The sequence below is a fragment of the Bradyrhizobium macuxiense genome (assembly GCF_001542415.1).
GTDB classification, from domain to species: domain Bacteria; phylum Pseudomonadota; class Alphaproteobacteria; order Rhizobiales; family Xanthobacteraceae; genus Bradyrhizobium; species Bradyrhizobium macuxiense.
Genome location: NZ_LNCU01000115.1, coordinates 179,950 through 205,198, shown reverse-complemented (window position 1 = coordinate 205,198; position 25,249 = coordinate 179,950). Strand labels below are relative to the sequence as shown.

The following is a 25,249-nucleotide window of genomic DNA, read 5'->3' as shown; positions in this document are numbered from 1 at the left end:
CCCCGTGGCACAAGAGCTTTTTGGTGAGATCGGATCGCTTGCATCCATATGTCCGGCCTGTTGAGCGCGATCGATTGGATCGCTGGCCAAGATGGTTTGCGCGATGCGAGTTCCAAACAACCTGGCGACCTGCTGGCGGCCAATGGGTCCCACGGATTGTCTCGCATCGTTGCTCGATCGATCGCTCCATCTGCTCCTGCAGCTCCGGATCGGCCGGCGAGCGAGCCCGCCGGTCGGCCAATCTGTTAGGCGGCCACTGCCGTAGCGGCATTCGACCGCGCCGCGTCGTAACTCTCGCCGGTCACCATGAGCTTCCAGGCGATGCGGGCGACCTTGTTGGCGAGCGCCACGGCGGCGAGCTTCGGCGGCTTGCGCGCAATCAATGCCAGCAGCCAGCGCGGATGCTGGCCGCGCCCACCTCTGGCCTGCCGGATCACCGCCGTGGCCCCGATCACGAGCAGTCGTCTCAAGTCCTCGTCGCCCGCCCGCGTGATCTTGCCGAGCCTGGTCTTGCCACCAGTGGAATGGTCCTTGGGCGTCAATCCCACCCAGGCCGCAAAATGCCGACCGGAGGGGAACGCACGCGGATCGGGCGTCTTCATCACCAGCGCGGTCGCAATGATCGGGCCGACCGCGGGGATCGTTGCCAGACGCCGGCCCGTGGCATCGCCGCGGTGCCAGGCCATCACCTTGGCCTCGATTGCCTCCAGTTCGCTCTCGAGCTTGGCGTACTCGCGGCCCAGCACGACAAACAGCTCACGCGCCAGAGCGGGAAGCGTCTCGTTCTGCGCGATCTGCGCCAGCAGCGGCTCGATCCTGTCCAGCCCCCTGGGTGCAATCAGGCCATACTCCGCCGCGTGGCCGCGGATCGTATTGGTCAACTGGGTGCGCCGGGCGATCAACCCGTCGCGGATTCCCATCAGCATCAACGCGGCTTGCTGCTCGGCTGTCTTGACCGGCACAAAGCGCATGGTCCGCCGGCTCATCGCCTCACACAGCGCTTCCGCATCCCGCCAGTCGTTCTTGTTCCGCGCGACATAGGGCTTCACCAATTGCGGGGCCATCAGCTTCACCTCATGGCCCAGCCTGGAGAGCTCCCGCGCCCAATATTGCGAGGCTCCGCAGGCCTCCATCCCGATCACGGTCGGCGGCAATTTGGCAAAGAACTCCACCACCTGCTTGCGCGAAAGCTTCTTGCGCAGCACAGGCCGCTCATCCTCATCAATCCCGTGCAGCACAAAAATATACTTCGACGTATCCATTCCAATGCGGATAATCTTCGTCACGGACGGCTCCCTTGCTGAGATTTGCAACAACCTCATTCTGGCACACTGATGCCGTAGGGGGCCGTCCACCCCATCAACCACGAATGCTGGTTATTGCCCGATGCTGGAACGACGAGTCCCGCCTGCAACATCCGCCGCGGAGTATGGGTCCCTGCTTTCGCAGGGACGACAGCGGGGCGGCTCAAACAGCAGGGTCACAGTTGCGGTCAACAGCGATCGCTACGCCGCGCGACGCCGCTCACGCAGGGCGTCGCCGAAGGCCTCGAACAGCGCGCGGTTGATCGGGTTGCGCTGCGGATCGTATTCGGCGTGCCACTGCACGCCGAGCGCAAATCCCGACGCGTCGGCGATGCGGATCGCCTCGATGGTGCCGTCCTCGGCGATCCCCTCGATCACGACGCGGTTGCCGGGCTCGAGGATTCCCTGCCCGTGCAGCGAATTGACGCGGATGGTGTCCCGGCCGAGGATCCTGGCGAAGGCGCCGCCCGGCGTCAGCGTGACGTCGTGACGGTCGGCAAACACGACCGTGGGATCGGGATGGATCTCGCCGTTCTCGAGCCGCGGCATGCGGTGGTTCATGCGGCCGGGGATCTCGCGGATCTCTGGGTGCAGCGAACCGCCGAAGGCGACATTCATCTCCTGCAGGCCGCGGCAGATACCGAAGATCGGCACGCCGCGCGCAACGCAGGCCTCCGACAGCGCCAGCGCGACGTCGTCACGGTGGAGATCGTAAGGCTCGTGGGCCGCGCATGGTTCGGTGTTGAAGCGAGTCGGATGGACGTTGGCGCGTGCCCCGGTCAGCACCACACCGTCGACCACGTCGAGCAAGGCTGCGATATCGGTGATTTCAGGCGTTCCAGCAAACATCAGCGGAACGGCACCAGACACTTCGGCAACCGCGCGAAGGTTGCGCTCTCCGACCATCTGGACTGTGAAACGATTTTCGAGGCGATGGGCGTTTCCGATCACGCCGACCACGGGCCGTCTCATTATCTAAGTCTCGCGTTATCTACGTCTCGCGCAATGATTTTTCTACGTTTGCTACGATTCAGAGAGGATCATGCCTTCGAGTTCCTGCCGGATCAACTGTCTATATCTGCACAGGACGGTTGCAGCCCGACACAACGCCGGCCTGGGGACGACGCCCCCGGATTGGCCGCACCCGCACCGGTGATCCGGCTCACCAACGCACCGATCCTGACGCCTGCCGCAGCGCCTCAGCCCCAAGGTGGACCAACCCGGCAGCTTGATCCCAGCCGCGTTTTCGCCAAAGACTGGCCCGGACACCGTCGCGAAGGGGGAATCACCCGTGACAGACTCGGCTGACAATCGCCTGCAGGCCCGTAACGACATGGCGTGGGCGATTGCCGTCGGCGGCATCGGCGCGGTGCTGTTCGCGGCGCTGTTGATGTTCTCCTGGCATTTCGCCGCGACGCTGTTCCTGCTGTTCGCGGGCATGCTGCTCGGCGTCGGCCTGAACGCGATGACCACCCTGCTCGGCCGCCTGATCAAGCTGCCCCATGCGCTGCGGCTCACCCTCGTCTGCCTCGGGCTGGCGGGCGCGCTCTCCGGCATCGTATTCCTCGGCGGCACCACGATCGCGCAGCAGGCGACGGTGTTGAGCAACACCATCAAGTCGCAGCTCGGCAGCGTCAAAGAGTTCCTCGAGCAGCACGGCGTCGACACCAACTATCTCGACTTCACCAATGCAGCGGGCGAGGCCAAGCCGGAAGGCACCGGCGCGGCGACGACGACCACAGCGACGACACCCGCGACGCCCTCGCCGCACGGCCTGCCCGGCGCCGGGGCGCTGGCCTCCAGCGGGGGCGCCATCATCAGCCAGACGCTGAAGGTGCTGCTTGGCACCGTCAGCGTCGTCGGCAACTTCTTCATCGTGCTGTTCCTGGGCCTTGCCTTCGCCGCCCAGCCGAGCATCTACCGCGCCGGGCTTCTGTTCATCGCGCCGGCCAAGTACCGCACGCAGGCGACCATCATCGTCGACCGCATCGGCGACACCCTGGAGCGCTGGCTGATCGCGCAGATGATCACCATGGCCGCGGTGTTTCTCGTCACCTGGATCGGGCTTGCGATCATCGGCATCCCGAGCTCGTTCATCCTCGGCATCCAGGCAGGCCTGCTCGCCTTCATCCCGACGGTCGGCGCGATCCTCGGCGGCTTGATCGTGGTGATGGCGAGCCTTGCCACGGGATGGATCGCGGCGCTGTCCGCCTTCATCCTGTTCCTCGGCGTGCACGCGCTGGAAAGCTACGTGCTGACGCCGATCATCCAGCGCCAGGCGCTCGACATTCCGCCGGCGACGCTGTTCGCGTTCCAGATCCTGCTCGGCGTCGTGTTCGGCATCTGGGGGCTGGCGCTGGCGCTGCCGTTGATGGCGATCGCCAAGGTGATGATCGACCACTTCAAGACGGAGGATAAGGCGCCTGCGCACGCCGCTTGAAGCGTTTTCGAGCGCCTCAGGTCGTCACCACCGTCTCGGTGTGCTCGACCTCAGGCGGCGCCGCGAAGTACTGGCCGACCAGCGCACGCCAGGCGGTGAAATCCTCCGAGCCGCGGAAATCGACGGTGTGGTTCTCCAGCGTCTCCCACTTCGCCAGCAGCCGGTAGCGGGACGGCTTCTCGATCGAACGGTGCAGCTCGAACCCCTTGCCGCCCTTGGCGCGCAGGAACAGCGGGCGCGCCTTGGCCACCGCAGCTTCAAAATCCTTCTCGGTGCCGGGCTTGACGTCGAAGATCGCGATTTCAGTGATCATTGGGCTTGGGTCTCCTCCGTAGCGTTTTCGAGCGAAGTGGATACCGGTTCGCGTAAAGAAAACGCGTCAAAACAAGAATCCAGAGGCCCGTCTCTAGCCCAGCCGCCGAAAAAGAAAAAGGCGCCACAGCGGGCGCCTTCCTTTGCCGCAGCAGGCGATGCTTCATTTGAGCAGCAGCACCGTACCTACGACCATCAGCATGGCGCCGAGCAACAGCACGGTCGGCAAGCGACGCTTCGGTTGGCCGTAACGGCCTTGCGCGCGCCGCTCGTCGATCAGCGCGCGTTCATATTCGTCCGAATTCGAGAACATGCAGGCGAAGCCACCACGTGTCGAAGCTGCTGCGGCTTCGAGCGACATCAAGGCTGCCTGCGGATTGCGTGTGTGAAACGACTCCATGTCCGGAAACATGGGATCGAATGGTTAACCAATGGTTACCTCAACTCACCCTTGGGCGATCGCCGGCTTGTGGCGTGCCGACGCAGGCAGGCCCGCGGTCTTGCGCCGCCAGTTTTCCAGCGAGAGCGGCAACTCCTCCGCCGCCTCGACGCGATTGCGGCCGCCGCGCTTGGCCTGATAGAGCGCGGTGTCGGCCGAGGCCAGCAATACCTCGAGTTCGGTGCCGGCGGGCCCGNCCACGCCGATGCTGACGGTGGTATCGACCGGCCCCTCATCGCAAACGATGCCGCTGGACTCGAAGGCTTCGCGGACGCGCTCGGCGACCAGCACGCCCTCCTCCAGCGAACACGGCAAAAGTGCTGCGAATTCCTCGCCGCCGATGCGACCGGAGAGATCGCTGATCCTGAGACTGTTGATCACCACGGCGGCAAACAGCTTCAGGATCTCGTCGCCCGCGGGATGACCGAAGCGGTCGTTGATCGACTTGAAATGATCGATGTCGAAGATCATCATCGTGACCGGGCGGCCGGCATTGGCTTCCCGCTCGATCACCCGCGAGCAGGCCTCGGAGAAGCCACGGCGGTTCAGCATGCCGCTCAGAGGATCGATCGACGCGGCGGTCTTGTGCACGGCGACCGCACGGTCCGACACCATCATGAAGATCACGAACACCGTTCCGATCGCATAGAGCACGAGTTCGATCGAGAACAAGGTGACCCAGAAGCTGTTGCCGAAATTCTCCTCATTAGGACGCAACAGGGCGCCGAGCAGGATCGGCAGCATCAAGACGCTGCCATGCAGGACCGGCACCACGATCGCGGGCCAGCGCCTCTGCATCGCGCGCCGGCGCTCGCTCCACAGTTCGGACGCAGTCAGCGCAGCGTAGATCGCCACGATCGCAGCGCCGATCGTCAGACGGTTCGCGGAATCATGCACAGTCGTCACGGTGCCGATCCAGGCGATCGCGCCAAGCACGAGCCCCGGCAGGTTCGGCTTGCGGCCGTGGAAAACCCGCGAAGCGTTCCAGACCATGCCGCAGGCGATGAAGCCGACGGCGTTCAGCCCCAGCAGCACGGACTCGCCGAACATCGAGCCGCCGATCGTCCAGAGTCCGACCGATGCTGCACCGAGCAGATAGGCCGTCCCCCACCACTTCAACGCAGGAATGTTCTCCTGCCTGCCGAAGAACATCAGCATGGCACCGAGCATGCCCGCAACCATGGTCGCGAACAAATAAAGTGTCGACGGATCGAACGACATAATCTCACCCCAGCCAGTGTGATGCGACGTTCGCAGGTGCAATTATTAGGTGATGCCGCGCCGCTGCGAGCTTGCAGACTAGGAGACCGGCGTTCGAATTTCGTTTGCACGCATACGCAAGTTTTCGCGAAAATCTGCGTTAATTCATGTCTAACCGAACAGCAAAAAGGGCGCCTCGCGGCGCCCTCTTCAACTCGATACGCGCGGCGATTGCCGCAAATTTTACGACTCGAATTAGCGCTTCGAGAACTGGAAGGACTTACGGGCCTTGGCCTTGCCGTACTTCTTGCGCTCGACCGAGCGGGAGTCACGGGTGAGGAAGCCGCCCTTCTTGAGGACGCTGCGCAGCTCGGGTTCGAAGTTGGTCAGCGCCTTCGAGATGCCGTGGCGGACCGCACCGGCCTGGCCCGAGAGACCGCCGCCGGTGACGGTGCAGATCACGTCGTACTGGCCGTTGCGCGCGGCTGCGACAAGCGGCTGCTGGATCATCATGCGCAGCACCGGACGGGCGAAGTACACCTCGAACTCGCGGGTGTTGACCGAGATCTTGCCCGAGCCGGGCTTGACCCAGACGCGGGCGACCGCGTCCTTGCGCTTGCCGGTGGCATAGGCGCGATTGTACTTGTCGACCTTCTTCACATACTTCGGGGCTTCGGGAGCCGCCGGCTTGACCTGCGAGAGCTGGTCGAGAGACTGCAACGTGTCGGACATTTATGCGGCCCTCGTGTTCTTGCGGTTCAGCGACGCGATATCGACCTTCTCGGGGTTCTGGGCTTCATGCGGATGATCGGCACCGGCGTAGACGCGCAGGTTGCCCATCTGCATGCGGCCGAGCGGGCCACGAGGAATCATGCGCTCGATCGCCTTCTCGACGACGCGCTCGGGGAAGCGCCCCTCGAGGATCTGCTTCGCGGTGCGCTCCTTGATGCCGCCGATAAAGCCGGTGTGCTTGTAGTAGGTCTTCTGGTCGCGCTTGCGACCGGTCAGCACCACATGCGCGGCGTTGACGATGATGACGTTGTCGCCGCAATCGACGTGCGGGGTGTAGGTGGGCAGGTGTTTGCCGCGCAGACGCATGGCGACGAGGGTCGCGAGACGACCGACGACCAGACCCTTGGCGTCGATCACCACCCACTTCTTCGTCACTTCGGCGGGCTTGGCCGAGAACGTGCTCATGTGTGAAATCCGTGAAAAAAGAAATCGGCGCCGTATGCGCCGAACTGCGCGGTTTTCTAGAGAAGCCGCGCGCGCACGTCAACGTCCCAGCGAGATAATTACGTCAATCAAATCAATGGTTTATAAATACGGTGTTATAATACCTGCAAAAAGCTCACGTGTTCGGAATGGAATAGGTCGCCGTGACATGGGCGATCGGATCGGGCGACGTGCCCGACAGCAAATTGACATCGCCGACCGCGAGCCGCTTGCCGAGCTTGAGCAGCTTCGCCACCGCGAGCACGTCCTGCCCCGGCTGACCCTTGCGCAGGAAGTTGATGTTGAGGTTGGTGGTCACCGCAAGGCCGATCGGCCCGATCGCCGACAGCAGCACCACATACATCGCGAAATCGGCCAGCCCCATCAGGGTCGGGCCGGACACCGTGCCACCCGGCCGCAGCATGCGCTCGCTGAAGCGCTGGCGCAGCAGCGCCGTTTCGCCGTCGGCGCTCTCGATCCTGATGTCGTCATACGTGAACGCCTGCGGAAATTCCTTGCGCAGGAACTCCTCCAGATCAGCCACGCTCATTTTCGCAATCGCCATGCCCTGCCCGCCCTCGCTTCAGCCTGCCTGTTACATTAAGTTGTCATAGTCACCATAGTGGAATTTCGCCATGTCCGCCCAAGCCGCCCGCGCAGAAGCGCCGCAAGTCCCGATCCTGCTGCGAGAAGCCGTCGGCAGTATTGCGGTACTGACGTTGAACCGCCCCGCGGCGCGCAACAGCCTGTCCGAGGGACTGATCGGCGAATTGCACGCAGCGCTGAACGACATCGGCAGCGACAAGGCGATCCGCGGCGTCGTGATCGCCGCCAACGGCCCGGCCTTCTCTGCCGGCCATGATTTGAAGGAGCTCACCGCCCGCCGCAGCGACGCCGATCGCGGCCGCGCCTATTTCGCCGAGCTCATGAACGCATGCAGCGCGATGATGCAGGCAATCGTACGCCTGCCCAAGCCGGTAGTTGCCGCCGTCCAGGGCGTCGCCACCGCGGCCGGCTGCCAGCTTGTCGCAAGCTGCGACCTCGCCGTCGCATCCGAAGCCGCGACCTTCGCGACGCCGGGCGTCGACATCGGCCTGTTCTGCTCGACGCCGATGGTGGCGCTGTCGCGCAACGTGCCGCGCAAGCAGGCGATGGAGATGCTGCTCACCGGCGAGCCGATCTCCGCGGCCACTGCGCAGGGCATCGGCCTGGTCAACCGCGTCGTGCCAGCCGGCACCGAGCGCGATGCCGCGATCGCGCTGGCGCAGAAGGTCGCATTGAAATCGGCCCACACGGTCAAGCTCGGCAAGGAGGCGTTCTATCGCCAGGCCGAGATGAACCTCGCGGACGCCTATCGCTTCGCCGCCGAGGTGATGACCGAGAACATGATGGCGCGCGACGCCGAGGAAGGCATCGGCGCCTTCATCGAGAAGCGCGAGCCGAAGTGGCAGGACAAGTGACGCGCCTCTTCGGGCGTCATTCCGGGATGGTGCGTTAGAACCAGACCCGGAATCTCGGGATTCTCAGATGCGCAAGTGCGCATCATAGTTCGATGCCACGCATCACCCCGGAATGACTGACAGGACTAAAATGAACCACGACGCCTACGACGACAATTACATCCGCAGCATCCTCAACAGCGTGAAGTCGATCGCGATGGTCGGCGCCTCACCCGTGAATGTGCGGCCGAGTTACTTCGCGTTCAAATATCTGGCGCAGCGCGGCTACGACATGATCCCGGTCAACCCCGGCCATGTCGGCAAGACGCTGATGGGCAAGCCGTTCGTGGCCTCGCTCGCGGACATCGGCCGCCCGATCGACATGATCGATATCTTCCGCAATTCGAGCCACATCATGCCGGTGGTGGAAGAAGCGCTGAAGCTGTCGCCGCTGCCGAAGGTGATCTGGATGCAGCTCGGCGCGCGCGACGATGCCGCCGCGGAGAAGGCGGAAGCCGCCGGTCTCAAGGTCGTGATGAACCGCTGCCCGAAGATCGAGTACGGCCGTCTCTCGTCGGAGATCTCCTGGATGGGCGTCAACTCGCGCACGCTGAGCGCCAAGCGCGCGCCGATCCCGACGCAAGGCATGCGGCTGTCGCTCAACCGCACGAGCTTCGGCGGCGGGCAGACTGCGGCATCTGACCGCGCCGCGAAAAACAAGACTGAGACCTCCTGACACATCGGCGGAACAATCGTTTCAATCATCCAGCAGAGCGCAGCATGCCCGTTTCAAACACGCGGCGCGAGCGGCAACTCGGCTTGACGGCGAGCGCCGCCGCCATCAGCATGCCGCGCATTTCGACCAGGCCACAACAGGACGACAAAGTATGACCGATCGCCTTCCGGGATTCTCCACCCTCGCCGTGCACGCCGGTGCGCAGCCTGATCCCACCACCGGCGCGCGGGCGACGCCAATCTACCAGACCACATCTTTCGTCTTCAACGACGCCGACCATGCCGCCTCGCTGTTCGGCCTACAGGCGTTCGGCAACATCTATACCCGGATCGGCAACCCGACCAACGCGGTGCTGGAAGAGCGCGTCGCCGCGCTCGAGGGCGGCACTGCCGGGCTTGCGGTCGCCTCCGGTCACGCCGCGCAGCTCGTCGTGCTGCAGCAGCTGATGAAGCCCGGTGACGAGGTGATTGCGGCGCGCAAGCTCTATGGCGGCTCGATCAACCAGTTCACCCATGCCTTCAAGGCCTTCGGCTGGAACGTCGCCTGGGCCGATCCCGACGAGGTCTCGACCTTCGAGCAGGCGGTGACGCCGCATACCAAGGCGATCTTCATCGAGTCGATCGCCAACCCGGCCGGCAGCATCACCGACATCGAGGCGATCGCGGCTGTCGCGCGCAAGGCCGGTGTGCCGCTGATCGTCGACAACACGCTGGCGTCGCCCTATCTGATCAAGCCGATCGATCACGGCGCCGACATCGTCGTGCATTCGGCGACGAAATTCCTCGGCGGCCACGGCAATTCGCTCGGCGGCATCATCGTCGACGCCGGCACCTTCGACTGGTCGAAGGACAACAAATATCCGATGCTGAGCGAGCCGCGCCCGGAATATCACGGCATCCGGATCCAGGAGACGTTCGGCAATTTCGCCTTCGCGATCGCCTGCCGCGTGCTCGGCTTGCGCGACCTCGGGCCGGCGCTGTCGCCGTTCAACGCCTTCATGATCCTGACCGGCATCGAGACGCTGCCGCTGCGCATGCAGAAGCACTGCGACAATGCCAAGGCGGTGGCGGAGTTCCTCTCCGGGCATCCGGCGGTCTCGGCGGTGAACTATGCCGGCCTGCCCAGCGACAGGTACAACAACCTCCAGCGCAAATATGCGCCGAAGGGCGCGGGCGCGGTGTTCACCTTCAGCCTCAAGGGCGGCTACGACGCCGGCGTCAATCTGGTCTCGAACCTGAAGCTGTTCTCGCATCTCGCCAATGTCGGCGACACCCGCTCGCTGGTGATCCACCCGGCCTCGACCACCCACAGCCAGCTCGACGATGCCGCCAAGGTGAAATCGGGTGCCGCCCCCGATGTGGTCCGGCTGTCGATCGGCATCGAGGACAAGGAAGACCTGATCGCCGACCTCGACCAGGCCCTGCGCGCCTGATCGCGCCGTCATGTCCGGAGCGAGGCGGCCGCTTCGCTCAGGAGATTTGCCTAAAACGGCAAGTCTCTCATTAACGCTCATTCCGGCATAAAGTGGCAGTTATAGGCTCCGGATGATTCGGGAGACCATTAATGCTGCGCTGGATATTGCCACTCGCGGTCGCGCTGTCAGCGATTCCGCCCGCTGACGCCGCCGACAGCCTCGCCGTCCCTAAGCCCGCGACCGTGCGCGCCGCGCGCCAGCTACCTGCCGGCCTGCCCCACCGGCACTATTCCTACCGCACCACGGTCACACCGCCGACCTATGTGCGGCGCGGCCGGCAGCTCGTGGTCGTCGAGCCCAAGGTGATCCCGATGAACTCGGACCCCTACATCCCGTTCGTGCCGGGTGAGCCGCTGCTTCCGGGCTCGTCCTCGCTGCCCGGCTATTACGGCAACGCGCGCTCCTACAGCTACCTCGGCCCCTATTACGGCGGCGCCTATGTGGATTACTGGGATCGCCTGCCCTACGCCTGCGGCATCTACGGCTACTGCTAGCGCGGACCCGTCGCGTGGCAAGATCGACGCAAAAATCCAGCGCACCGGCTTCGGGGAACGCGATCACCGCTGATCTCGTCGCGGTGCTGGTGGCCGTCACCGACGGCACACCGAGGATCATGACCATCGCAGGCGGATCGGCGCTGCCGAGCGGCCCGTTCGAATTCAGCCACCGCTCGCTGCAGACAGCGCTTCGCGCGTGGGTCGAGACCCAGACCGGCCATCCGCTCGGCTATGTCGAGCAGCTCTACACCTTCGCCGATCGCGGCCGCTCCGGCGACATCAAGGGACCGCACAGCGTTTCCATCAGCTATCTCGGCCTGACCCGCGAGGACAGGGTCGGCGAGGGTTTCGAGGCGCATTGGTCCGGCTGGTACGACTACTTCCCCTGGGAGGATCATCGCGCCGGCGCGCCACCCTGCCTTGCCAAAATACTCGCGCCGAAGCTCAAGGCGTGGGCGAAATCGGCGTCGACGCCGACGCTGCAGCGCGAGCGCTGGCAGCGCTGCGCCATCACCTTCGGCCTCGACGATCGCGACTGGAACGAGGAGCTGGTGCTGCAGCGCTACGAGCTGCTCTACGAAGCATCGCTGATCCCGGAGGCGAGCCGCGAGGCATCGGTGCTGCCGGGCAAACCGATGACCGCAGATCACCGCCGCATCCTCGCCACCGGGATTGCGCGGCTGCGCGCCAAGATCAAATACCGCCCGGTGGTATTCGAGCTGATGCCGGCCGAGTTCACCCTGCTGCAACTGCAACGCAGCGTTGAGGCTCTCGCAGGCCGGTTGGTCCACAAGCAGAACTTCCGCCGGCTAATCGAGCAGCAAGAACTCGTTGAAGAGACTGGCGCAATCGCCACGGAGGCGGTCGGTCGGCCGGCCAAGCTGTTCCGCTTCCGTCACGCCGTTTTGGCCGAACGCGCCGTCGTCGGCACCAAGCTCCCGCTTTCGCGCACTTGACAGCCCTTATGCTCAGGATAAGTATAAGCCGTCTTATGCTCAAGGAGAGTATAAATGGCGACACTCGATACCGAACTCCTCGCGCGCACCGCGCCGCTCTATGAACGCGTCAAGCGAGTCATCCCTCCCTTCGAATGGGCCACCTTCGCCGAGGACGTCGATGCGATCCTCGACCTGAAGCGCCGCCGCAACGCAGTCGTGCTCGCGCACAATTACCAGACGCCCGAGATCTTCCACGGCGTCGCCGATATCGTCGGTGACAGCCTGCTGCTCGCGCGCGAAGCCACCAAGGTCGATGCCGATGTCATCGTGCTCGCCGGCGTGCACTTCATGGCCGAGACGGCAAAGCTGCTGAATCCGGAAAAGGCCGTGCTGATCCCCGACCTCAAGGCCGGCTGTTCGCTGGCGGATTCCATCACGGCACAGGACGTGCGGCTGATGCGCGCGCGCTATCCGGACGCGCCCGTCATCTGCTACGTCAACACATCGACCGCCGTGAAGGCGGAGTCCGACATCTGCTGCACCTCGGGCAACGCGCTGAAGGTCGTGGAATCGCTAGGCGTCGAGCGCGTTATCATGCTGCCGGATGAATATCTGGCGCAGAACATCGCCAAGCAGACCAGCACAAAGATCATCGCCTGGAAGGGCCATTGCGAGGTACATGAGCTCTTCACTGCCGACGACGTGCAGCAGCTCCGAGACGATCATCCCGGCATCACCATCCTGGCGCATCCGGAATGCCCGCCCGAGGTCGTGGCGGAAGCGGACTATTCGGGCTCGACCGCCGCGATGTCCGCGTTCGTGGACACCAAACGTCCGCCGCGCGTCGTGCTGCTGACAGAATGCTCGATGAGCGACAACATCGCGGCCCAGCACCCCGAAGTTGACTTCGTCCGCCCCTGCAATCTCTGTCCGCACATGAAGCGGATCACGCTGAAGAACATCCGTCACGCACTGGAAACCAACCAGCACGAAGTGACGATCGACTCCGCGATTGCCGATCGCGCGCGGCAGACGGTTGAAAGGATGCTGGCACTATGAGTACGAAAGTCTCCGACCTGATCGGCTGTCCCGTCATCATCGGCGGCGGCGCCGCCGGGCTCATGACCGCGCTTGAACTTGCGCCCGAGCCGGTCGTGCTGCTGTCGAAATCGCCGCTGGGTGCGGAAGCCTCCAGCATGTGGGCGCAAGGTGGCCTTGCCGCGGCCGTCGGCGACGACGACACCCCTGCCCTCCATCTCGCCGACACGATCGCGGCCGGCGCTGGACTGTGCGACGAAGCCGCAACATGCCGGATCGTCGACGCCGCGCCGGCAGCCGTGGAACGACTTGCGGGGCTCGGCGTCGCATTCGATCGGCGGCCCGACGGCGGTTGGCGGCTCGGGCTGGAGGCCGCGCATGGCCGCAATCGCATCGTGCACGCCACCGGCGACGGCACCGGACGTGAGATCATGCGCGCGCTGATCGCCGCGGTCCGGCGCTCGCCGTCGATCACGCTGTTGGAACGTGTCGAAGCGCGCCGGCTCCTCGTCGAGGACAATGCGGTCAGCGGCGTGCTCGCGTCGAACGACGGCGGCTGGTTCATCCTCCCAACCAACCGGGTCGTGATCGCGACCGGCGGCATCGGCGGCCTGTTCGCCGACAGCACCAATCCGAGCGGATGCTTCGGCCAGGGGCTCGCGCTTGCGGCAAATGCCGGCGCTGAGCTTTCCGATCTCGAATTCGTGCAGTTTCATCCGACTGCCTTCGACGGACCGTCGCGGCCGATGCCGTTGCTCACCGAGGCGATCCGCGGCGATGGCGCCGTGCTGATCGACGAGACCGGACAACGCTTCATGGCCGACCAGCCCGGCGCCGAGCTTGCGCCGCGCGATATCGTCGCGCGCGCCGTGTGGCGCCACCGCGCCGCGGGACATCGTACGTTCCTCGATGCACGGCAGAATCCCGGCGCGGACTTCGCGCGGCGCTACCCCGTGATCAGCGCATTCTGCAAGATGGCCGGTATCGATCCCGCCAGCGATCCGATCCCGATCCGTCCGGCGGTCCACTATCACATGGGCGGCATCGCCGTTGACGGCGAAGGACGCAGCTCGGTGCAGGGCCTGTGGGCCTGCGGTGAAGCGGCGCGCACTGGACTGCATGGCGCAAACCGGCTCGCGAGCAATTCGCTGATGGAAGCGATCGTCTGTGCGCGGTGGGTCGCCGAGAGCATCGAGGGCGTCGGCGCAGGTCCGCGGGCCATGTTGAATGCCGAAGCTGCTCCGCCGCCCAGCGATCCCTCGGCGGTGCGTCCGATCCTGACGCAAGGGCTCGGCGTATTGCGCGACAATGACGGGATCAAGCGTGCGATCCGCAGCCTCTATCCGCTGGCGCGCAAGCAGGGCGCAGCATCCGATGCGGCCCTGGTCGGCTTGATGATCGCGGTTGGGGCCATCAAGCGTGAGGAAAGTCGTGGCGGGCACTTCCGCACCGATTTTCCGGACACCGCACCGACGGCCGTCCCCTCATCCCTCACCCGCACCGAGGCGCTCGTCGCCGCGCGCGACATCGTCGAATCCGTCCCCACTGCCAGGAGTGCCCAATCATGAATCTCGATCCCCTGTTGCCGCTGATGTTCGAGCCGATCGTGCGAACCGCCCTGCTCGAGGATCTCGGCCGCGTCGGCGACATCACCGCCAATGCGATCGTGCCGCTGAGCCAGCAGGCTCGGCTGGTGATGCGGGCACGGCAGCCCGGCGTGGTCGCCGGGCTCGACGTCGCCCGCTGTGCCTTCCAGACGGTATCGCCGGCGATCGAGCTGCGCGCTGAGCGCCCGGACGGCAGTGCGGTCGAGCCCGACCAGGTGATCGCGATCATCGACGGTCCGGCGCGCAGCCTGCTGACCGGCGAGCGCACTGCGCTCAACTTCCTCTGCCATCTGAGCGGCGTTGCGAGTGCGACCGCGACACTTGTCAAATCCGTTCAAGGAACGCGGGCGCAGATCGTCTGCACCCGCAAGACGATGCCGGGGCTGCGCACGCTGGAGAAATATGCGGTCCGCGCCGGCGGCGGCCACAACCACCGCTTCGGGCTCGACGATGCGGTGCTGATCAAGGACAATCACGTCGCGCTCGCCGGCGGCATTCGTCCCGCGATTGAGCGGGCGAAGGCAAATGTGGGCCATCTCGTCAAGATCGAGGTCGAGGTCGATACGCTGACGCAGCTCGAAGAGACGCTGGCGCTCGGCGTCGACGCCGTGCTGCTCGACAACATGACGACCGAGCAGCTCGCCCAGGCAGTGGAGATGGCGCGCGGCAAGGCGATCACCGAGGCCTCGGGCCGCATCACCGCAGCAACCGCGCCTGCGATTGCCGCAACCGGCGTCGACCTGATCTCGGTCGGCTGGGTGACCCACAGCTCGGCCGCGCTCGATATCGGGCTGGATTATCTGCCGTAAAAGATCAACCGGTCTGGCCGGCGGGAACGAGCTTCGGCTGCTCCCGCTCGGTCCGGCGCACAGCCAGTCGCTCGGCCTGCAGGACGGCGAGCGTGAGCACGACGATCGCCACCGCCTGGTGCGTCAGCGCCAGATCGATCGGCACCTGATGCAGCAGCGTCAGGATGCCGACCGTGGCCTGCACCGTGATGGCCGCCACCAGCCACCACGCACCCGCGATCACGCCACGCCCGGCGCGCGAGCGCACGGCATCGATCGCGTGCGCAATCGCCAGTGCGAACACAAGATAGGCGGTCATGCGGTGCTCGAACTGCACGGTCAGTGTGTTGTCGAACAGGTTGCGCCACCACGGCGTCTCGAACCACAGCCGGTCGGCGGCCGGAATGAAGCCGCCGTCGATGTCGGGCCAGGTGTTGTAGACCCTGCCCGCGCGCAGGCCCGCAACCAGCGCACCGAAATAGAGCTGCACGAAGGTCAGCACGAGCAGCACCGCGCTCGTGATCTTCAACCTGACGGCCGCGATGACCGGCGGACGCTCCGTCAGCCGCCGCAGCGTCCAGACGATCGCGGCGAAGATCAGCAGCGCGAGCACCAAATGCGTCGCCAGCCGATACTGTGACACCTCGACACGCTGTGACAGGCCGGAGGCAACCATCCACCAGCCCACCGCGCCCTGCAGCGCACCGAGGCCAAAGATCACCCACAGCCGCCGCCCCAGTTCGCCGCTCACCGCGCCGCGCCACAGGAAGTACAGGAACGGCAGCAGATAGGCGACGCCGATCACACGGCCGAGCAGCCGATGGCTCCATTCCCACCAGAAGATCGTCTTGAACTGCTCGAGCGTCATGCCGGCATTGAGCTCGCGATATTGCGGAATGGTCTTGTAGCCCTCGAAGGCCTGCGTCCACTGCGCCTCGGTCAGCGGTGGCAGCGCGCCGGTGACCGGCTTCCATTCCACGATCGACAGGCCGGATTCGGTGAGTCGGGTCGCGCCGCCGACCAGCACCATCAGCGCGATCAGCGCGGCGACCGAAAGCAGCCACACCCTGACGGCGCGAAGCTGCGTTGTCTTTGCGGAAATACCGGCCATTTCGCCCGACTTGATTGGATTTTCGCGCCCCTTATAGTCCGCCGCGCCAGCGGCGCAAGCGCCGCTTGGAGCCCTCGTTCCGGGAGATTGGAACGAAGCTCCGGAATCTTGTTTTGACGCGTTTTCTTCAGTTGAACCGGTGTCCACTTCGCTTGAAAACGGTCTGGATTGCGAGTTGCACATATCCGCCATGGCCATACGTACCCGCAAACTGCTCGGAACCATTGCACTGCTCATCCTGGTCGTGGTGTGGTCGCTGCTCGGCATGACGGTCGCCCAGACACCGTGGCTGGCCAATTCGGGGCTGCTGCAGGCGATCTTCTACGTGATCGCGGGGCTCGGCTGGGTGCTGCCGGCGATGCCGATCGTCGCCTGGATGTCGCGGCCCGATCGCGCCCCTAACTAATAGCAGCGGTTGCTCCTTCCCAGGCAGGGCCAGGTTCTCCGCGTCATTTCGCCCGGCGCGCGATGTAGAGGCTGGTGGTCATGTTTCTGATGACCCGTCCCCGAACTCGTCGCGGGCGATGCGGCCAAGCTCGGCCAGGATGCGCTCACGATCCGGATGCGCCGTGGCGTTCGAGTAGGTCGAATACAACGCCACCGTCTGCTCTGCATCGAGGACCAGCGGCCATCGGCTGGCGACGTGATCCGCGACGTCGAAGCCGCGCGAGCGCTGCAAGGCGGCCAGGCGGGCGGCGCTATCCAGCCCAAAGGGCATTCCTCCCTTGCCGATCGAAGGCCCGGTCGGGCCCTTCAGCAATCGCGTTGTCGCGTTATGAAATGGATCGGGCCGGCTGTCGTCGCCGAACACGTTCCAGACCGCCGCCCACCAGCCGCCCGGCCGAAGCAGCCGGACGATCTTCGCAAGCGCGCTCTCCTCGTCGAGCCAGTGAAAGGAGGTCGCGCTCAGGCCGAGATCGAACGCCTGCTCCTCAAGCGCGGCCTCCTCGAACGGCGCGACAATCACCCGCAGCACCTGGCTCGCATTGTTCTGGCGCAGGAAGTCGGCAAGGCGCTGATCCGGCTCGATGACCGTCAAAGGATCGGCGCCGAGCTCAAGCAAGCGGCGCGTCGCCTTTCCGGTCCCGGCCCCGATCTCGAAAGCCGCAGTCTTTGGCCGTAGATCGCAGCGCGAGCTGAGGGTTTCGTAGACCCACTCGGGATAGTCGGGGCGCGCCGTGTGATAGCCGGCGGGATCCGCCCCGAACGCCTGCCGGCCGAACTGCCGTTCCAATCCGGGTGATGGCATCGCTTGCACTTCACAATCGTGGCTGATCGAGATGGCGGATCTAACTCGAGATTCAGCCCTGCGCGCTGCGGGTGGGTCGCATCGGGGCGAACATAACGCCTGACAGCAGCACTCGCATCATCCGTAGCGAACGTACACGTCCGTCCCAGGCGATGCGCGGCAAGGCGTGAAGGCTGATGCGTCCCTGCGCCTCGACGATGCCAGGTATCGTCGACACGGCGCTGGCAAAGCCGACTTCTTCCGCCATCACCACATGCGGGCGGCGGAAGGATTCGCGATCGCCGAACGGAAAGGCGAAATGCCTGACCTCGCGCCGGAACGCGCTCTCCGCCACCGCCTTCCCCATCGCCATCTCGCGCCGCGCGTCGGCATCCCCAAGGTTCGACAACGCGGGATAGTTCACGGTGGCGCTGCCGAATGTGACCTTCGGATTCTCCGCGAGCTTCGCCAGATCCTCCCAATCCATGAACGCGCCGCGCGACACCTGCGCGACGTCGACCGAATAACGCGTGCCGAGATCGTGGATCGCATAGGACAGATCGGGCGGCGGCAGCTTGCGCATCCACTGGAACAGAAAATCGAACAGTTCGTATTTGTCCGATACCTTGGCGATCGCGAAGTGCTGCTCCCTGCCCTCGATTATCAGGCTGATTCGGCTCTCGCGCCCGATGATGTCCTCGAGCACCAGCCACCAGGCCTCGCCCACGCCGTCGGGAAAGGCGGTTGGCAAATACAGCGTGAACGGAACGCCGTGGCCGGCGAGAACCGGATAGGCATGCTTGACGAGATCCTTGGTGCCGCCATCAAACGTCAGGCAGGCAAACCGCCGCCGCTCAGGCAAGGTGATGGCGCGGCGGCAGGCCTCGTCGATTCCGACGATGTCGTAGTTCCAGCGCTTCAACGCATGGATTGCGCGATGGAGGAATTCCGGCGAGATCTCTCTGGATTTCAGTGGCTGGAATCGGGCCCGCCGCGCGGGTCGGACCCGTTCGAACCGCAGGATCACTCCGGCGCCACCGGCCGCGCGCTGCCTCAGCCGGAACGCGCCGCTGAAATAGGCGAGCTCCATCCGCACCCGTCGCAAAAAACGGTTATCCGATCCCAAAGTCCCGCCCTCGTCCGGCGGTTCCCACCCGCCGCCGTGGCATTGTTATTACCCTTTGTTGACATTTCCCTGCGAAGGTCGCCGCCGTCGAAAACTGTGAACAAATACCTAGAAGAAGCGGGTTCCGAATGACCATGGCTGCAGCAATCCAGGGCCGGACGGCGGATGCGCGGACGTGGTCAAATGCAAGCCGCATCGCCGGCGTCGACATTTTCCACGATCTTGGCGCCGCCGAAGCGGTCTGGCGCGGTTTCGAGGCGTCGCGGCAATCCTTCACCCCGTATCAACGTTTCGACTTCCTGGCCGCCTGGCAGCGCCAGGTCGGCGAGCGCGAGGGCCTGCGGCCCTTCATCATCGTCGCGCATGACGGCGAGCGCCGGCCCCTGATGCTGCTGCCGTTGGCGGTCGAGTCAAAATGGGGCGCGCGGTGCGCCGGCTTCATGGGCGGCAAGCATTCGACCTTCAACATGGCGCTGTGCGACAAGGATTTCGCCGCCAACGCGACCGAGGCCGACCTCGCCGCGCTGGTGCGCTCCATCGCCGATCGGTCCCGCGTCGATGCGCTGGTGCTGCACCAGCAGCCATTGCGGTGGCAGGACCTGCCGAACCCGCTGGCGCTCCTGCCGCGCCAGCCCTCGGCAAATGATTGCCCGCTGCTCGTGATCGAGCCGGGTTCTGCGCCCGCGACCCTGATCAGCAATTCGTTCCGCCGCCGCCTCAAGGGCAAGGAGCGCAAGCTGCAGCCGCTGCCGGGTTTCCGCTATCACATGGCAACCGAGAGCGCCGACATCAGCCGACTGCTCGACTGGTTCTTCCGCGTCAAGCCGGAGCGGATGGCCGAGCAGAAGCTGCCGAACGTGTTCGCCGAACCCGGTGTCGAGCAGTTCATCCGCACCGCCTGCCTCACGCCGCTCGGTGACGGCTCGCGCCATGTCATCGACATCCATGCGCTGGAATGCGACGACGAGGTCATCGCGATCTTCGCCGGCGTCGCTGACGGCCATCGGTTCTCGATGATGTTCAACACCTACACGATGTCCGGCAATTCCAAATACAGCCCCGGCCTGATCCTGATGCGCGACATCATCGATCGCCATGCCGGCGAGGACTATCGCGCCTTCGATCTCGGGATCGGATCGGACGAATACAAGCGGCTGTTCTGCAAGGACGACGAAGCGATCTTCGACAGCTTCGTTCCGCTTAGCCTGCGCGGACGGCTGGCGGCCAGCGCATGGTCAGGCCTCAATCGCGCCAAGCGCACGGTGAAGCACAACGCAGTCCTGTTCGAGATCGCGCAGAACCTGCGCAGCATGTTCCGTTGACAGCGCGTCACTGAGGCTCGTGCGATAGCTTTCAGGATTGGCCGTTCGACGCAGACCGGCCGTTCGGCACGCCAAGCCGCATCATTGCATCGAAGACCAGTGTGGCGGCGGGCGACAGTGTGCGCTTGCGTAACCTGATCAGGCCATAGCTCTCCAACATCAGCTGGTCCCGGATGCGCAGCTTCCTGAAACGCTCCGGATCGACCAGATCGAATATGAGCATCGGAACCGGCACGATCGCATCGATCCGCGCTGCGATTCCGACCGACGCGAGAAAAGACTCGGTATTGATGATGCGCCGGGGCGGCGTGACCCCGCGGCTGTAGAACAAGCGCTCCAGCGCCTGGCGCATGAAGGATCCCTGCGGCTGGCAGACCCACTGCTGGTCGACCATGTCCTCCAGCTCGACGAGCTCGCTGTCGGCCAGCGGATGCTCCGCGCGAACGAGCAGCGCGGCCTCCTCTGCACCGATCTCGTAATAGTCGAATTGCCGAGGATCGACGTCGGCGGGAATCCGGGCAACCACGAAATCGAATTCGAGCGCGAGCAGACGCTCGATCAGCGGCGGGCTGGTGCTGACGTCGAGCGTGATGTTCACCCGCTGATGCTTCTTGCCGAGATACTCGATGACCTCGATCACCAGGTCGGCGCAGGGCCTCGCGACCGTTCCAATCGACACCGTGCCGAGTTCACCCGACTTGTAGCCGGCGAACTCGTCGGTGACCTGGTCGAGATCCGCCAGCACGCTTTTGCCGCCACGGATCAGGATCGCGCCATAGGCCGTCGGCTCGACGCCGCGCGCGGTTCGCTCGAACAGCGGAACCCGGGCGAGCGCCTCGATCTCGGCGAGCATTTTCGACGCGGCCGACTGGGTGATGTTCAGACGCTCAGCCGCGAGCTGAAGCTTGCGTTCGCTGTCGAGAGCGACCAGCAGGCGGAGCTGCCGCAGTTTGAGGTCCTTGATCACAGCCTTTTCGCCATCCTGCCCGGCAAGGTTCCAACGTTCATGCCGCGATGCATCATGACGGTTTCGCCGTGGCTCCATTCCCAAATGCCATTAGTCACCCGCCTCTCAATTACACAACAATGAACGCATAGCCTGCAAGGGCTGGCCCCTCCCCGGAGGGCGCGGAAGCGCTCGTCGCCGGGTCATATCGGCGCGTGCCAAATCAACAAAGCAGGAGGGACGGGAACGATGACCGACAATGTCGAGAAGCGCGCCATCGGCAAGATCATGCGGCGGCTGATCCCATTCCTGATCCTCTGTTATTTCGTAGCCTATCTTGATCGCGTCAATGTCGGCTTCGCCAAGCTGCACATGAACGAGTCGCTCGGCTTGAGCGAAGCCGCGTTCGGACTGGGCGCCGGCCTGTTCTTCATTGGATATTTCTTCTTCGAAGTGCCATCCAACATCCTCCTGGAACGGTTTGGCGCGCGGCGCTGGATTGCCCGCATCATGATCAGTTGGGGCATCGTATCGGCGGCATTCGCCTTCATTCCGTCGATGTCTGCAGCATCAGGAATATCGAACGAGTGGATCTTCTATTTCCTCCGCCTGCTGCTCGGCGCCTGCGAAGCGGGCTTCTTCCCCGGCATTATCTTCTATCTGACGCTGTGGTTCCCGGCGGTGTATCGCGCCCGTGTCATCAGCCTGTTCATGCTGGCGATTCCGATCTCGAGCATCATCGGATCTCCGATCTCGGGACTGCTGCTCAATCTGTCCGGACTGAGCTTGCAGGGTTGGCAATGGCTATTCATCTGCGAGGCGCTGCCGTCGGTGCTGGTCGGCTTCGGCGTCCTGATGTTCCTGCCTGACTTCCCGCGCCAGGCGACCTGGCTCAAGCCGGACGAGGTCAGCTGGATACAGGACACGCTCGAATTCGAGCGGCAGCGAACGGTGGAGGCGGAGCATATTTCGGTCATGCAGGCCCTGACCGACATGCGAATTCTCGCCTGCTCCGTGGTGTACTTCTGCCTCAACGCGGCGAGTTACGGCGTCGCATTCTTCCTGCCGACCATCATCAAGGCGTTTGGTGTAACTGATACCCAGACGGGACTGATCGCGGCACTGCCGTTCGTGTTCGGCGCCATCGGCATGGTCCTGCTCGGTCGCCATTCGGACCAGACCGGCGAAAGGAAGATTCATGTCGCTGCGGCGCTGACGCTGGCCGCCGTCGGGATCGGCCTGGCCGGAGTGGTGACGAGTCCGGTCTTGATCGTAGTCCTGCTCTGCCTGGCCCAGATCGGCGTCTCGGCGGTGCCCCCGATGTTCTGGCCGATGCCGGCAGGCATGCTGACCGGCGCGTCCGCCGCCGCAGGAATTGCCGCCATCAACTCGCTCGGCAATCTCTCGGGCTTCGCCGGCCCGTTCGCCATGGGATATCTGAAGGATCTGACGGGCGGATTTACCGCGGGGCTGCTGCTGCTCGCGGTGGTCGGATTGATCGGCGCCATTGTCGCGATCAGATTGCGGATTGATCCGCGGCTCGAGCGGAGCACGCGCGAGCCTATGATGGCGCACTGAACGACAAAGCGCGCGAGGCGGTCAGGCCGCCACCACGCGCGGTCCCGGCACGACGACGTCCGATGCCGCGCACGGCTTGCTCAGCATCGTCACGCGGGAGAACCCGACGGCCTTGAGCTGATCGACCATCATCTTGCGTGCGTCCTGCGCCATCGCGGCATCGGGCACGACGATGGCCTGCGCCTGCGCGGTCAAGAGATCAGCCGGCAAATCGACGGCCGATCCGGCATCGAGCAGCACGTGATCGTAGACCCTGAGCAAGGCGTCGATCGCGAGCGACAGCCGCGGCGATTGCAGAAGCGAGCGATCGAACCCCGGACGTCCGGCGGTGACGAGTTGCACGCGCGACTGCCGATCCTTGGTAATGATCTGCGCAAACGTCGCCTCGCCCTGCATCAGTTCAGCAAGACCCGGTGCATTCGGATCGACCGAGGCCGCCGTCAGCGTCGGCGAGGACGCGACCAGATCGACCACGACGACCTTGGCCTGGCGAGCCATCAGGCGGGCCAGCGTCAGCGCGGTCATCGTGACGCCCTCGCCTCCTGCCGTGCCGAGGATCGTGATCTTGTGGGCGGCGGTCCCGTCAGCGACGAGGCGCGCGGCGAGTTCGTCGATTTCGCTGACCGGCTCGGTAGGCGCCGACGGCTCGCTGACGGCGCGCTCGTGCGCGACCATGGGCTCCGGCGCGGTCACGGGCTCCGGCGCGGTCACGGGCTCCGGCGACAGCTCGGGCGCTGGCGAGAATTCAGGCTCCGGCGAAGGCCCCTGCTCCGCCGCCCGTTGCCGCCCACGCGACAGCTCCGGCTCGTGGCGCTCCTCGACCACTGGCTCCAAGACAGGCTCCGAGACAGGCTCCATCACCGGCTCGCGGCGCCTGATCGGCGCTGCGGCCGACGCGAAAGCGCGGCTGACCGCGGCAGGCGCAGATATGCGCAGGAGTTCGCGGGTGATGATCAGGCCTGACGACAGCAGAAGCGTCGCCAGCGTCGCGATCAGGACGATCGGCAGCTTCTTCGGATAGGCCGGCGTGTTCGACACCGAGGCACGCGAGATGACGCGGCCGTCGATCGGCGCGCTGTCGATATTTTCGCGGGCGGTCGCCTCACGGTATTTGGCAAGATAGGTTTCGAGCAGATCGCGCTGCGCCTTGGCCTCGCGCTCCAGCGCGCGGAGCTGCACGTCCTGGCCGTTGCTCGATGACGCCTGCTTTTTCAACTGGTCCAGGTTCACGGACAAGGCCTGGACCCGGCCGTCGGCGACACGGGCATCGTTCTCGAGCGAGCGCGATATCTTGGCCGCCTCGTCGCGCAACTGTCGGTCATAGTCGGAGAGTTGCGCCTTCAACTCCTTGATGCGCGGATGGTTATCGAGCAGCGTCGACGACTGCTCGGCAAGCTGCGCGCGGACCGCGGCGCGCTGTTCGCTCAGCCGGCGGATCGATTCGGAATTGAGCACCTCCGATGCCTCGATCGGCTTGCCGCTCTGGAGCATCTCGCGGATCAGCCGCGCCTTGGTCTCGGCATCAGCCTTCAGCGCACGGGCATTGTTGAGCTGCGTGTTCAGCTCGCCCATCTGCTGGTTGGACAGCGTGGTGTTGTTGGTGCCGACGAACAGACCCGACTTCGAACGGAAATCCTCGACGCGCGCGTCGGCGTCCGAAACCTTCTTGCGCAGATTGTCGATCTCGCCCGAGAGCCATGTGCTCGCGGATTTGGCCTGGTCCTGCCGCGCCGCCTGCTGCAACACGAGATAGCCGTCCGCGATGGAGTTGGCGACGCGCGCGGCGAGATCCGGATCCTGCGACTGGAATTCGATCACCATGACGCGCGACTTGTCGACCGCATAGGCCTGAAAGCGCTCGTAATAGGCATCGAGCACTCGCTCTTCCGGCGTCAGGGAGAACGGGTCACGGCCGATGCCGAACAGCGCCAGCAGCGACTTCAGCGGCGAGAAGCCGCGCAGCACCGGATCGAACTCGGGACGCTCGGCAAGCTTGTTCTTCTTGATGATGTCGCGTGCGAGATCGCGCGACAGCAGCAGCTGCACCTGGCTCGTCACCGCCTCTGCGTCGAGTGCCGTGCGGTCCTGGTCGCGCTCGCCGTTCGGCCGCATGAAGACGTTCTCGCGGCCATCGATCAGGATGCGGGCTTCAGACTTGTAGCGCGGGGTGACGATGTTGACGGCGGCCAGCGACAGCGCGAAGGCGAGCACTGTCGGAACGATAATCCAGCCGCGGCGGCGCGCCAGCGCCTGGCCGAGCGCGTGCAGATCGAGATCGCTTGCCTCGGGGGCGCGATCCGGTTTGACCGGACCGGGATTCGCGAAAGCCGGCTTCGCAGCGGCGGGCTCGCCGGCAACGGGCGCAGACTTCGGCAACGCCCGTTGCACGACGGCCTTTTCCTTGCCTCTACGCCAGAACGCAAACTGCATCACACCACTCCCGCGGACGCCGCGACTCCACCTCAACCGAGGCGATTACACTCCATTAAGGTTGCTGCTGGGTTAATCGAG

The 25,249-nt window shown here is 64.8% G+C and carries 25 protein-coding genes and 1 pseudogene; 12 read left to right on the top strand and 14 right to left on the bottom strand.

The features are described from left to right. Positions 1-245: 245 nt before the first annotated feature. Positions 246-1,286, bottom strand: a complete 1,041-nt coding sequence (locus tag AS156_RS35605; RefSeq protein ID WP_066500203.1) for an IS110 family RNA-guided transposase — start codon at positions 1,284-1,286, stop codon at positions 246-248. Positions 1,287-1,505: 219 nt separating this feature from the next. Beyond that, on the bottom strand, positions 1,506-2,276 hold the full coding sequence (locus AS156_RS35600) for a gamma-glutamyl-gamma-aminobutyrate hydrolase family protein (protein ID WP_066514110.1): 771 nt from the start codon (positions 2,274-2,276) through the stop codon (positions 1,506-1,508). 319 nt (positions 2,277-2,595) lie between these two features. On the opposite strand from AS156_RS35600, the gene AS156_RS35595 reads away from it, so the two are divergent. Beyond that, complete coding sequence (locus AS156_RS35595) at positions 2,596-3,744, top strand: AI-2E family transporter (RefSeq protein WP_066514109.1); 1,149 nt, start codon at positions 2,596-2,598, stop codon at positions 3,742-3,744. A 16-nt stretch (positions 3,745-3,760) separates the two neighbouring features. On the opposite strand, the gene AS156_RS35590 is transcribed toward AS156_RS35595, so the two are convergent. From AS156_RS35590 to AS156_RS35565, 7 genes and pseudogenes are all read right to left on the bottom strand, one after another. After that, positions 3,761-4,057, bottom strand: a complete 297-nt coding sequence (locus tag AS156_RS35590) for an antibiotic biosynthesis monooxygenase family protein (RefSeq protein WP_066514107.1) — start codon at positions 4,055-4,057, stop codon at positions 3,761-3,763. A gap of 162 nt (positions 4,058-4,219) precedes the next feature. Next, the gene (locus AS156_RS35585; RefSeq protein ID WP_066514165.1) at positions 4,220-4,456 is read right to left on the bottom strand and encodes a hypothetical protein; all 237 of its coding nucleotides are present in this window, start codon (positions 4,454-4,456) and stop codon (positions 4,220-4,222) included. A 45-nt stretch (positions 4,457-4,501) separates the two neighbouring features. Then, positions 4,502-4,691: pseudogene (locus AS156_RS45345) on the bottom strand (GGDEF domain-containing protein); the annotation flags it as partial. A 1-nt stretch (position 4,692) separates the two neighbouring features. Beyond that, positions 4,693-5,719 (bottom strand): GGDEF domain-containing protein (locus AS156_RS35580; protein ID WP_245313214.1); only part of this gene is annotated, 1,027 nt, incomplete at its 3' end. Positions 5,720-5,950: 231 nt separating this feature from the next. Continuing rightward, positions 5,951-6,427, bottom strand: coding sequence for a 30S ribosomal protein S9 (gene rpsI / locus AS156_RS35575; protein WP_066514105.1), 477 nt, complete (start codon positions 6,425-6,427; stop codon positions 5,951-5,953). Next, complete coding sequence (gene rplM, locus AS156_RS35570; RefSeq protein WP_066514103.1) at positions 6,428-6,892, bottom strand: 50S ribosomal protein L13; 465 nt, start codon at positions 6,890-6,892, stop codon at positions 6,428-6,430. Between the two features lie 154 nt (positions 6,893-7,046). Beyond that, a complete protein-coding gene (locus tag AS156_RS35565) occupies positions 7,047-7,475 on the bottom strand; it encodes a PaaI family thioesterase (RefSeq protein ID WP_066514102.1) in 429 nt (142 codons plus the stop codon). A 70-nt stretch (positions 7,476-7,545) separates the two neighbouring features. Here AS156_RS35565 and AS156_RS35560 point away from each other — a divergent pair, with 70 nt between their 5' ends. The 8 genes from AS156_RS35560 (at position 7,546) to nadC (ending at position 15,448) form a co-directional block, all read left to right on the top strand. Beyond that, positions 7,546-8,370, top strand: coding sequence for an enoyl-CoA hydratase (locus tag AS156_RS35560; protein WP_066514101.1), 825 nt, complete (start codon positions 7,546-7,548; stop codon positions 8,368-8,370). A 130-nt stretch (positions 8,371-8,500) separates the two neighbouring features. Beyond that, the gene (locus AS156_RS35555; RefSeq protein ID WP_066514096.1) at positions 8,501-9,085 is read left to right on the top strand and encodes a CoA-binding protein; all 585 of its coding nucleotides are present in this window, start codon (positions 8,501-8,503) and stop codon (positions 9,083-9,085) included. A 151-nt stretch (positions 9,086-9,236) separates the two neighbouring features. Beyond that, positions 9,237-10,517, top strand: a complete 1,281-nt coding sequence (locus tag AS156_RS35550) for an O-acetylhomoserine aminocarboxypropyltransferase (RefSeq protein ID WP_066514093.1) — start codon at positions 9,237-9,239, stop codon at positions 10,515-10,517. A 131-nt stretch (positions 10,518-10,648) separates the two neighbouring features. Further along, positions 10,649-11,053 carry a hypothetical protein gene (locus tag AS156_RS35545; RefSeq protein ID WP_066514091.1) on the top strand — a complete coding sequence of 135 codons (405 nt, stop codon included), beginning with the start codon at positions 10,649-10,651 and terminating at the stop codon, positions 11,051-11,053. 14 nt (positions 11,054-11,067) lie between these two features. After that, positions 11,068-12,012, top strand: a complete 945-nt coding sequence (locus AS156_RS35540) for an NUDIX hydrolase (RefSeq protein WP_066514090.1) — start codon at positions 11,068-11,070, stop codon at positions 12,010-12,012. Positions 12,013-12,066: 54 nt separating this feature from the next. After that, positions 12,067-13,053 (top strand): quinolinate synthase NadA, encoded by a 987-nt coding sequence (gene nadA, locus AS156_RS35535; RefSeq protein ID WP_066514088.1) that lies wholly within the window; start codon positions 12,067-12,069, stop codon positions 13,051-13,053. Beyond that, a complete protein-coding gene (locus AS156_RS35530) occupies positions 13,050-14,600 on the top strand; it encodes an L-aspartate oxidase (RefSeq protein ID WP_066514086.1) in 1,551 nt (516 codons plus the stop codon). The genes nadA and AS156_RS35530 overlap by 4 nt, the downstream gene beginning before the upstream one ends. Continuing rightward, positions 14,597-15,448 carry a carboxylating nicotinate-nucleotide diphosphorylase gene (nadC, locus tag AS156_RS35525; protein WP_066514085.1) on the top strand — a complete coding sequence of 284 codons (852 nt, stop codon included), beginning with the start codon at positions 14,597-14,599 and terminating at the stop codon, positions 15,446-15,448. Before AS156_RS35530 ends, nadC begins: the two co-directional genes overlap by 4 nt. A gap of 4 nt (positions 15,449-15,452) precedes the next feature. Here nadC and AS156_RS35520 read toward each other — a convergent pair whose 3' ends face one another. Further along, positions 15,453-16,538, bottom strand: coding sequence for a COX15/CtaA family protein (locus AS156_RS35520; RefSeq protein WP_066514084.1), 1,086 nt, complete (start codon positions 16,536-16,538; stop codon positions 15,453-15,455). Between the two features lie 190 nt (positions 16,539-16,728). Between AS156_RS35520 and AS156_RS35515 the strand changes: the two genes are divergently transcribed. Beyond that, positions 16,729-16,944, top strand: a complete 216-nt coding sequence (locus AS156_RS35515; RefSeq protein WP_066514080.1) for a DUF2842 domain-containing protein — start codon at positions 16,729-16,731, stop codon at positions 16,942-16,944. A gap of 78 nt (positions 16,945-17,022) precedes the next feature. Here AS156_RS35515 and AS156_RS35510 read toward each other — a convergent pair whose 3' ends face one another. After that, entirely contained in the window at positions 17,023-17,787 is a 765-nt protein-coding gene (locus AS156_RS35510) for a class I SAM-dependent methyltransferase (protein ID WP_245313212.1), read from the bottom strand. Between the two features lie 52 nt (positions 17,788-17,839). Beyond that, complete coding sequence (locus AS156_RS35505; protein WP_082747918.1) at positions 17,840-18,892, bottom strand: polysaccharide deacetylase family protein; 1,053 nt, start codon at positions 18,890-18,892, stop codon at positions 17,840-17,842. Between the two features lie 128 nt (positions 18,893-19,020). Between AS156_RS35505 and AS156_RS35500 the strand changes: the two genes are divergently transcribed. Continuing rightward, complete coding sequence (locus AS156_RS35500; RefSeq protein WP_066514076.1) at positions 19,021-20,214, top strand: GNAT family N-acetyltransferase; 1,194 nt, start codon at positions 19,021-19,023, stop codon at positions 20,212-20,214. A gap of 31 nt (positions 20,215-20,245) precedes the next feature. On the opposite strand, the gene AS156_RS35495 is transcribed toward AS156_RS35500, so the two are convergent. After that, complete coding sequence (locus AS156_RS35495; RefSeq protein ID WP_066514160.1) at positions 20,246-21,181, bottom strand: LysR family transcriptional regulator; 936 nt, start codon at positions 21,179-21,181, stop codon at positions 20,246-20,248. A 228-nt stretch (positions 21,182-21,409) separates the two neighbouring features. On the opposite strand from AS156_RS35495, the gene AS156_RS35490 reads away from it, so the two are divergent. Continuing rightward, positions 21,410-22,738 carry an MFS transporter gene (locus AS156_RS35490; protein WP_066514073.1) on the top strand — a complete coding sequence of 443 codons (1,329 nt, stop codon included), beginning with the start codon at positions 21,410-21,412 and terminating at the stop codon, positions 22,736-22,738. A 21-nt stretch (positions 22,739-22,759) separates the two neighbouring features. Here the strand turns inward: AS156_RS35490 and AS156_RS35485 are convergent, their stop codons facing one another. Continuing rightward, entirely contained in the window at positions 22,760-25,168 is a 2,409-nt protein-coding gene (locus AS156_RS35485) for a GumC family protein (protein ID WP_066514072.1), read from the bottom strand. Positions 25,169-25,249 lie beyond the last annotated feature (81 nt).